The 8582-nt window shown below is 71.6% G+C and carries 9 protein-coding genes and 1 pseudogene; 9 read left to right on the top strand and 1 reads right to left on the bottom strand.

Going from position 1 to position 8582, the window contains the following annotated elements; all coding sequences use genetic code 11:
* From E1211_RS27990 to E1211_RS27960, 7 genes and pseudogenes are all read left to right on the top strand, one after another.
* Positions 1–300 (top strand): annotated as a pseudogene (locus tag E1211_RS27990) (penicillin-binding protein); the annotation flags it as partial.
* Positions 301–523: 223 nt separating this feature from the next.
* Positions 524–1585, top strand: coding sequence for a PhoH family protein (locus E1211_RS27985; RefSeq protein ID WP_132352549.1), 1062 nt, complete (start codon positions 524–526; stop codon positions 1583–1585).
* A gap of 15 nt (positions 1586–1600) precedes the next feature.
* A complete protein-coding gene (gene ybeY, locus E1211_RS27980; RefSeq protein WP_132352547.1) occupies positions 1601–2074 on the top strand; it encodes an rRNA maturation RNase YbeY in 474 nt (157 codons plus the stop codon).
* Positions 2050–3459, top strand: coding sequence for a hemolysin family protein (locus E1211_RS27975; RefSeq protein ID WP_132352545.1), 1410 nt, complete (start codon positions 2050–2052; stop codon positions 3457–3459). The genes ybeY and E1211_RS27975 overlap by 25 nt, the downstream gene beginning before the upstream one ends.
* The gene (locus tag E1211_RS27970; protein ID WP_132352543.1) at positions 3452–3838 is read left to right on the top strand and encodes a cytidine deaminase; all 387 of its coding nucleotides are present in this window, start codon (positions 3452–3454) and stop codon (positions 3836–3838) included. The genes E1211_RS27975 and E1211_RS27970 overlap by 8 nt, the downstream gene beginning before the upstream one ends.
* Positions 3835–4731 (top strand): GTPase Era, encoded by an 897-nt coding sequence (gene era, locus E1211_RS27965; protein WP_132352541.1) that lies wholly within the window; start codon positions 3835–3837, stop codon positions 4729–4731. Before E1211_RS27970 ends, era begins: the two co-directional genes overlap by 4 nt.
* A 234-nt stretch (positions 4732–4965) precedes the next feature.
* Positions 4966–6063, top strand: a complete 1098-nt coding sequence (locus tag E1211_RS27960) for an acyltransferase (RefSeq protein WP_132352539.1) — start codon at positions 4966–4968, stop codon at positions 6061–6063.
* On the opposite strand, the gene E1211_RS27955 is transcribed toward E1211_RS27960, so the two are convergent.
* A complete protein-coding gene (locus E1211_RS27955) occupies positions 6044–6874 on the bottom strand; it encodes a DUF4097 family beta strand repeat-containing protein (protein ID WP_132352537.1) in 831 nt (276 codons plus the stop codon). The genes E1211_RS27960 and E1211_RS27955 overlap by 20 nt on opposite strands.
* A gap of 102 nt (positions 6875–6976) precedes the next feature.
* Here E1211_RS27955 and recO point away from each other — a divergent pair, with 102 nt between their 5' ends.
* Positions 6977–7777, top strand: coding sequence for a DNA repair protein RecO (gene recO, locus E1211_RS27950; RefSeq protein WP_132352535.1), 801 nt, complete (start codon positions 6977–6979; stop codon positions 7775–7777).
* Positions 7778–7792: 15 nt separating this feature from the next.
* The coding region (locus tag E1211_RS27945) for an isoprenyl transferase (RefSeq protein ID WP_132352551.1) at positions 7793–8582 on the top strand (790 nt) is incomplete at its 3' end.

Below are 8582 nucleotides of genomic sequence, written 5' to 3'. Positions count from 1 at the left end.
GCGCTGCGCGGGGTGCTGGGCCGCTGGTGGGGTGAGGGCTACGAGTACGTCTTCTCCTGGCACGACGGCTCGCTGCGGGCCCGTGGCGCCGGCGATCCGCCCGGCCGCCCGCCGGCGGTCTTCGCGCCGCTGCCCGACCGGCCGGACGTGTTCCGCACGGTCTCCGGCCGGGAGGTCGGTGAACTGCTCCGGCTGAGCCGGGACGAGCGGGGCGCGGTGGTGCGGATGCACTGGGCGACCTACCGCTTCACCCGCAACCAGGAGACCTTCGACCGGTACGACTTCCGCGCCGGACAGTGACCCGGCCGGGCGCGGGGCCGGGTTCCTCCCGCCCCGCGCCGACCCGGCCTTTCGCCCTTTTTATCGCTTTTGTTGGCCCGTGCAGGTGCATCCCCGGGGCGGGGAAATGCACACGATGCCGCCGGTGTTGAACCGATACGATGGGTGGAACGTCCGTACGCCGCGCCACCAGGGCCGGCGCCGAAATCGAGAGCAGGTGGCACAGGGCCCCTCGGCCCGATCTATGACCGGCACCCCACCTCCCGGCCCGCCCCAGGTGCAGACCCGGATCACCGTTCCCGATCCGAAGATCATGGTCAACCTGCTCGGTGCGGGTGACGAGATCCTGCGACTCGTCGAACGCTCGGTCAACAGTGACGTGCACGTCCGCGGCAACGAGATCACCATCTCCGGCGCGCCCGCGGACAACGCCCTCGCCGAGCGCCTCTTCACCGAGCTGCTCGAACTCATCGAGAAAGGCGAGACCCTGACCACTGACGCCGTCCGGCGTACCGTCGGCATGCTCGAGCAGGGCAGCGCCGAGCGGCCCGCCGACGTTCTGACGCTCAACATCCTCTCCCGGCGCGGCCGCACCATCCGTCCCAAGACGCTCGGTCAGAAACGCTACGTCGACGCGATCGACTCGCACACCATCGTCTTCGGCATCGGCCCCGCCGGCACCGGCAAGACCTACCTGGCGATGGCGAAGGCCGTCCAGGCGCTCCAGGCCAAGCAGGTCAACCGGATCATCCTCACCCGGCCGGCCGTCGAGGCGGGAGAGCGGCTGGGCTTTCTGCCCGGCACGTTGAACGAGAAGATCGACCCCTACCTGCGCCCGCTCTACGACGCGCTGCACGACATGCTGGACCCGGACTCGATCCCGAAGCTGATGGCCGCGGGCACGATCGAGGTGGCGCCGCTGGCGTACATGCGCGGGCGGACGCTGAACGACGCGTTCATCATCCTCGACGAGGCGCAGAACACCACGCCCGAGCAGATGAAGATGTTCCTCACCCGGCTCGGTTTCAGCTCCAAGATCGTGGTCACCGGTGACGTGACCCAGGTCGACCTGCCCGGCGGGACGACCAGCGGCCTGCGCGTGGTGCGGGAGATCCTCGCGAACGTGGAGGACGTCCACTTCGCCCAGTTGTCCAGCTCCGACGTGGTACGCCACCGGCTGGTCGGTGAGATCGTCGACGCGTACGCCCGCTGGGACGCCGAGCGGGAGAACCAGCAGGCACAGAGCGTGCACGCCGTACCGGGGCGGACCGCCCAGGGCGGCGGCCGAGCCGGCCGCCGCCGCTAGATCAGGGGAAAACAGTTGTCCATCGAGATCGCCAACGAGTCCGGTGTCGAGGTCGACACCGACGCCGTGCTCGCCGTCGCCCGGCACGCCCTCGACGAGATGGGGGTCAACCCCCTCGCCGAGCTCTCCGTGCTGCTGGTCGACGTCGAATACATGACCGAGCTCAACCATCGCTGGATGGGGGGCGACGGGCCGACCGACGTGCTCGCCTTCCCCATGGACGAGGGCAGCGTCGACCACGGCCCGGGCGAGAGCGCCCCGGCCGGCGGTGAGCCGGCGCTGCTCGGCGACATCGTGCTCTGCCCCGATGTCGCGGCCAAGCAGGCGGCCACGGCGGGCCACTCGGCCGCCGACGAGCTGCACCTGCTGACCGTGCACGGGGTGCTGCACCTGCTCGGGTACGACCACGCGGAACCGGAGGAGGAGCGGGAGATGTTCGCGCTCCAGGCCCGACTGCTGTCCAGTTGGCGGTCGAGCCGGTCACAGTGATGTCCGTACAGGCCTCCACAGCCGCCGCCGGCCTGCCCGACGTGCAGCTGCTCGTCTTCGCCGCCGGCCTGGTGGTGCTGGCCGGGCTGATCGCGATGACCGAGGCGGCGCTCGCCGCGGTCTCGCCGGCCCGCGCCGCGGAGTTGGCCCGCGACGGCGCCCGGGGCGCCCGCACGCTGCAGGCCGTCGCCGGCGACGTCGTCCGGCACCTCAACCTGCTCCTGCTGCTGCGGCTGCTCGCCGAGCTGACCGCCACCACGCTGGTGGCGCTGGTCGCCGTGGACACCTTCGGCGCCGGGTGGCGGGCCGCACTCGTCACCGCCGGCGCGATGACCGTGGTCAGCTTCGTGGTGGTCGGAGTCGCCCCGCGCACCCTCGGCCGGCAGCACGCCTACGTGGTCGGCCGCGTGGTGGCCCCGCTGGTCCGCTGGCTGGGGCGCGCGCTCAACCCGCTCGCCTCGCTGCTGATCCTGATCGGCAACGCGGTGACGCCGGGGCGCGGCTTCCGGGAAGGCCCGTTCGCGACCCAGGTCGAGCTGCGCGAACTTGTCGACCTCGCGGAGCAGCGCGGAGTGGTCGAGCACGGTGAGCGGCAGATGATCCACTCGGTCTTCGCCCTCGGCGACACCATCGCCCGCGAGGTGATGGTGCCCCGTACGGAAATGGTGTGGATCGAGTCGGGCAAGACGCTCTCGCAGGCGCTCGCCCTCTTCCTCCGCTCGGGCTTCTCCCGGATCCCGGTGATCGGCGAGAACGTCGACGACGTCCTCGGCGTCCTCTACCTCAAGGACCTGATCCGCCGGGTGCGCGGCGGCGATCCGTCGGCCGAGCAGCTGCCGGTCTCGGAGCTGATGCGCCCGGCCACCTTCGTGCCGGAGTCGAAGCCCGTCGACGACCTGCTCTCCGAGATGCAGGCGGCCCGCAACCACCTGGTCATCGTCGTCGACGAGTACGGCGGCACCGGCGGCCTGGTCACCATCGAGGACATCCTCGAGGAGATCGTCGGCGAGATCACCGACGAGTACGATGTCGAGCGCCCACCGGTCGAGCGGCTGGAGGACGGGTCGGTGCGGGTCACCGCCCGGCTCCCCGTGGAGGACCTGGGCGAGCTGTTCGACATCGAGTTGCCCACCGACGAGGTGGAGACGGTCGGCGGCCTGCTGGCCCAGTCGCTGGGTCGGGTGCCGATCCCGGGAGCCCGGGTCGAGGTGGCCGGCCTGCGGCTGGTCGCCGAGGGCACCACCGGCCGGCGCAACCGGATCGACACCGTGCTGGTCAGCCGGGTCGAGCCGAACGACGAGCAGGAGAGCCCGGGGCGCGGCGAGCGCGCCGAGTCCCGGGGCAGTCACCACCGGATAGAGGAGAGGCAACCCGCCGATGCCTGAGTCGCCCACCGTGCCGGCAGCCCGGCCCACCCCGTCCGCTCCGTCGGAGCTGAGCGCCGAGGACGCCAAGCTGGTCGTCCTGGCCCGTGGCGCCCGCGGCCGGGTGGGAGCCGTGGAGGGCGCGGCGGTCCGCGACCAGGACGGCCGGACGTACGCGGCCGCCACCGTGGCGCTGCCCTCGCTGACGCTCACCGCGCTGCAACTCGCGGTCGCCTCGGCGGTGGCGGCGGGCGCCAGCCGGCTGGAGGCCGCCGTGGTGGTGACCGAGGCCTCGACGCTCGACGGCGCCGGGCACGCCGCCGTCCGCGACCTCGCCGCCGACGCGCCGATCCACGTGGCCGCGCCGGACGGCACCGTCCTCGGCACGGTCGTCCAGTGAGGGATCCGGAGGAGCGCCCCTACCGAGCCGGCTTCGCCTGCTTCGTGGGACGGCCGAACGCGGGCAAGTCGACCCTGACCAACGCGATCGTCGGCCAGAAGATCGCGATCACCTCGAACAAGCCGCAGACCACCCGGCACGTCATCCGGGCTGTGCTGCACCGGCCGGAGTCGCAGCTCGTCCTCGTCGACACCCCGGGTCTGCACCGTCCCCGGACGCTGCTCGGCGAGCGCCTCAACGACCTGGTCCGCCAGACCTGGAGCGAGGTCGACGTCATCGGGCTCTGCATCCCGGCCGACGAGCCGGTCGGGCGCGGAGACCGGTTCATCAGCGGCGAGCTGGCCGAGCTGAAGGCGACCGTGCTGGCCGTGGTCACCAAGACCGACCTGGTCGACCGCAAGCGCCTCGCCGAGCAGCTGCTCGCGGTGAGCGAGCTGGGTGAGTTCGCGGCCGTGGTGCCGGTGAGCGCGGTCTCCGGGCACCAGCTCGACACCCTGGTCGACGTGATGACCGGTTACCTGCCCGTCTCCCCGCAGCTCTACCCCGACGACATGCTCACCGACGACCCGGAGCAGGTGCTCGTCGCGGAGCTGATCCGGGAGGCGGCGCTGGAGGGGGTGCGCGACGAGCTGCCGCACTCCATCGCGGTGGTGGTGGAGGAGATGATCCCCGAGGGGCAGCTCGTCCGGATCTTCGCCGACCTGTACGTCGAGCGGCCCAGCCAGAAGGCGATTGTGATCGGTCACCGGGGCAGCCGGCTCAAGGAGGTCGGCACCACCGCCCGGCGGCAGATCGAGGAGCTGCTCGGCAGCCGGGTCTTCCTGGACCTGCACGTACGGGTGGCCAAGGACTGGCAGCGCGATCCGAAGCAGCTGCGCAAACTCGGCTTCTGACCGGCCCGTTCCTCGTCCCGCCCGACTCGTCGCTCGGCCGGAAGGCTGCGCCGTCCGGCTGATCAGCATCGGTCGAACGGCTGAGCGGGGAGGGTCGTACGGCGAGATCGGCTGATCCGACTCGGTCGGGCGTATGGCTAGATTCACGTCCGAGTGGGGCGTGCGGCCGTTTACCGGCGGCGCGGCGGAGGGTAGGAGACATCCGCCGCACCCCCCCGAGACAGATGCAGGCTGATGCGTAACCGATACCTGGACCTGCTCCGCTTCCTCGCCATCGTTCGAGTCGTCGTCTACCACGTCACCGGGTTCGCCTCGCTCACCCTGGTCTTCCCGGCGATGGCGGTGATGTTCGCGCTGGCGGGCTCGCTGATGGCCGCCTCGCTCGAGCGGTCCGGACCGGCCGCGGTGCTGCGCCGCCTGCGCCGCCTGCTGCCGTCACTGTGGGTGCTGGCCGCCGTCTTCGTGCCGGCGATGCTGCTCACCGGGCTGCCGTTCACACCGCGCGTGCTGCTCTGGCTCTTCCCGATCGCCGATCCTCCCGCCAACGGCTGGGGGGCGCTGGCGCTGAGCCCGATCTGGTACCTGCGGGACTACCTGTGGTTCGTCTTCGCCTCGCCGGTCGCGCTCTGGCTGTTCAAGCGGGCTCCGCTGCCGACCCTGCTGGCCCCGTACGCCCTGCTCGTGGTCATCGAGTCGGGGATCTGGCCGAACGCGCCCGGCCCGTACCGGGAGTTCGGTCTCTACTTCGGCGCCTGGATGCTGGGCTTCGCGCACCACGCGGGCATGCTGCGCCGGCTCGCCAACCGGGTCCTGATCCCGGTGGTGCTGCTGCTCGTCGCAGCGGGCGGCGCGTGGATCCTCACGCATCCCGGCCCCCGCGGCTTCGACCTCAACGACATCCATCTCGGCAACGCCCTCTGGTCGACGGCGTTCATCCTGGTCGTGCTCGGTCGGGGACCGTCCGGCGCGGCGTGGGTCGACCGCACCGCCCTCTTCGGGCGGGTGGTGACCGTGCTGAACCGGCGGGCCCTGACGATCTACCTCTGGCACATGCCGTTCGTGGTGGCGCTCACCCCGCTCTTCGACCCGCTGGGCTGGACGCACGAGGACCCGCGGGGGCTGGCGATCCGGGTGGTGCTGGTCTTCGCCCTGGTCGGCGTGGTGACACTCGCCGTGGGGTGGGTGGAGGACCTCGCGGCGCAGCGGCGGCCGGAGCTGATTCCCGGCGGCCGGCGACGGACGAAGCCTGCCCGCCCGACCACGTCGTCCGACCACCGGGTGCCCGCACAGCGGGCCGCCCCGGAGGCGGAGGTCACCGCTGGGCGACCCTGAGGTCACCGCTGTCGGCGCTCACCGCGAGGACCAGCTTGGCGGCCGGGTCGTCCGTGACCGTGACGTGCTCGTCCCCCGAGTTGCCGTTGGCCCGAACCCGGTACGGACCGGGCGGCACGACGAGGTCGACGTCACCGCTGTTCGCGTGCGCCCGGACCGAGGCGGCCTTGTCCAGCTCGATCCGCACGTTGCCGGATCTGGCCACGGCGTCCACCTCACCCTGAAGCCGTCGGGCGGAGATATCGCCGGAGGAGGCGCGCAGGGTGACCGGGCCGGCGACCTCGGACACCTCGATGTTTCCGGAATTGGCCTCGAGGCGTACCGGGCCGGTGGCACCGGTGAGCTGCACGTCCCCCGAGCGGACCTGCAGCTCCACCGCGCCGACCCGGATCAGCTCGACGTCGCCCGAGTTGCTCTCGCCCCGCACCGCGACCCCCTCGGGGGCGGTCACCTCGTACGACACGCTGCACCGGGAGCCGCAGTCGGTGTCCAACACCAGCTCGCTGTCCTTGATCTCGTACTTCGCCTTCGGCTCGGCGCCCTGGTAACGGACCACCCGCTTGATCCGCACCTCGGAGGCGGTGCCCGTGGCCCGGACGGTCACGTCACCCGAGCCGGGCAGCACCCGGATCGTGCTGATCCGGGTGGACTCGGTGTTGTCGAAGTCCAGGCGCCGGTACGACAGGTTGTCGCATCCGGTGAGCAGGATGAGCGCGGTGGCGGCACCGAACGCGACGGGTGCGACGGCACGGCGGCGGCGTGCACGGGCGGCACCGGAGGAAGCGGCCCCGACGGGGTGCTGAGCGGTCATGACGAGCACGCTACGACCGGCACCGCCCCCGGCACATCCGGGTTCCGCCGCCGCCGCACCCCGAAGGAACCCTGAATTCGTACCCCGAGGGAGAATGGTCCGATGGCCGGGTACCGCCGACAGCTCTACCGCGACGACGCGGTGGTGCTGCGTGTGCAGAAGCTCGGCGAGTCCGATCGGATCATCACGCTGCTCACCCGACGCTACGGCCGCATCCGTGCGGTGGCCCGGGGCGTGCGGCGCACCACCAGCAAGTTCGGCGCCCGGCTGGAGCCGTTCGGGCATGTGGACCTCCAACTCGCCGGGGACCCGAAGGGCGAGCAGGGCAGCTCGCTGCACACGGTGAGCCAGGTCGAGGGGATCGACCTCTACGGCAAGCGGTTCCTCGGCGACTACCCGCGCTACACCGCCGCCAGCGCCATCGCCGAGACGGCCGAACGGCTCACCCCGGTCGAGCGGGAGCCGTCACTGCGGCTGTTCCAGCTCACCCTCGGCGCGGTGCGGGCGCTCGCCGAGGGCAGCCACGACACCACCCTCGTGCTCGACGCGTACCTGTTGCGGGGGATGGCCCTGGCGGGCTGGGCGCCGGCGCTGATGGCGTGCGCCGTCTGTGGCACGTCCGGGCGGCACCGGGCCTTCTCCGTGCCGGCCGGCGGCGTGGTCTGTCCCGACTGCCGGCCGCCCGGCGCGGCCCACCCGGCGCCGGCCACCATCGATCTGATGTTCGCCCTGAGTAGCGGCGACTGGCGGATCGCCGACGCCGCCGAGTCCGGCGTACGACGGGAGTGCAGCAGTTTGGTGGCAGCTCATCTGCAGTGGCACCTGGAACGCGCGCTACGCTCGCTTCCGCTGGTAGACCGTGGCGTTGCGGCGCCCGGCGCCGATAGCGTGAACAGGGAGTAACGAGTGATCCGATCAATGAGGGCCGGCCGGCGGGAGCCGGTCCCACCGACGCCGCACCCCTCCGGTGCCCGTCCTCCGGCGTTGCCGGCCGACGCGGTGCCTCGGCACGTCGCAGTGGTGATGGACGGCAACGGCCGGTGGGCCAAGGAGCGGGGACTGCCCCGCACCAAGGGCCACGAGGCGGGGGAGTTCTCCCTCTTCGACACGATCGAGGGCGCCATCGAGATGGGCATCCCCTATCTGTCGGCGTACGCCTTCTCCACCGAGAACTGGCGACGCTCGCCCGACGAGGTCCGCTTCCTGATGGGCTTCAACCGGGACGTGATCCGCCGCCGCCGCGACCAGCTGGTCGACCTGGGCGTACGGGTGGTCTGGTCGGGTCGGGCGGGGCGGCTCTGGAAGAGCGTCATCTCCGAGCTGCAGACCGCCGAGGAGATGTCCCGCGGCAACTCGACGCTGACCCTCCAGTTTTGCGTGAACTACGGCGGTCAGGCGGAGATCGCCGACGCGGCGGCGGCGATCGCCCGCGAGGTGGCCGCCGGTCGGCTCGACCCGGCCAAGGTCAACGAGAAGACCGTGGCGAAGTACCTCTACCATCCCGAGGTTCCCGAGGTGGACCTCTTCCTGCGCCCGTCCGGGGAGCAGCGCACCTCCAACTTCATGCTCTGGCAGAGCGCCTACGCCGAGCTGATCTACCTCGACACGCTCTGGCCGGACTTCGACCGCCGGCACCTCTGGTACGCCTGCGAGCTCTACGCGCAGCGCGACCGGCGCTTCGGTGGAGCGCTCCCCAACCCCTGTCTCT

The sequence above is a fragment of the Micromonospora sp. 15K316 genome, assembly GCF_004348525.1.
GTDB lineage: Bacteria > Actinomycetota > Actinomycetes > Mycobacteriales > Micromonosporaceae > Micromonospora.
Note: the sequence above shows the minus strand (reverse complement) of the source record. Positions and strands in the feature narration are given on the sequence as shown.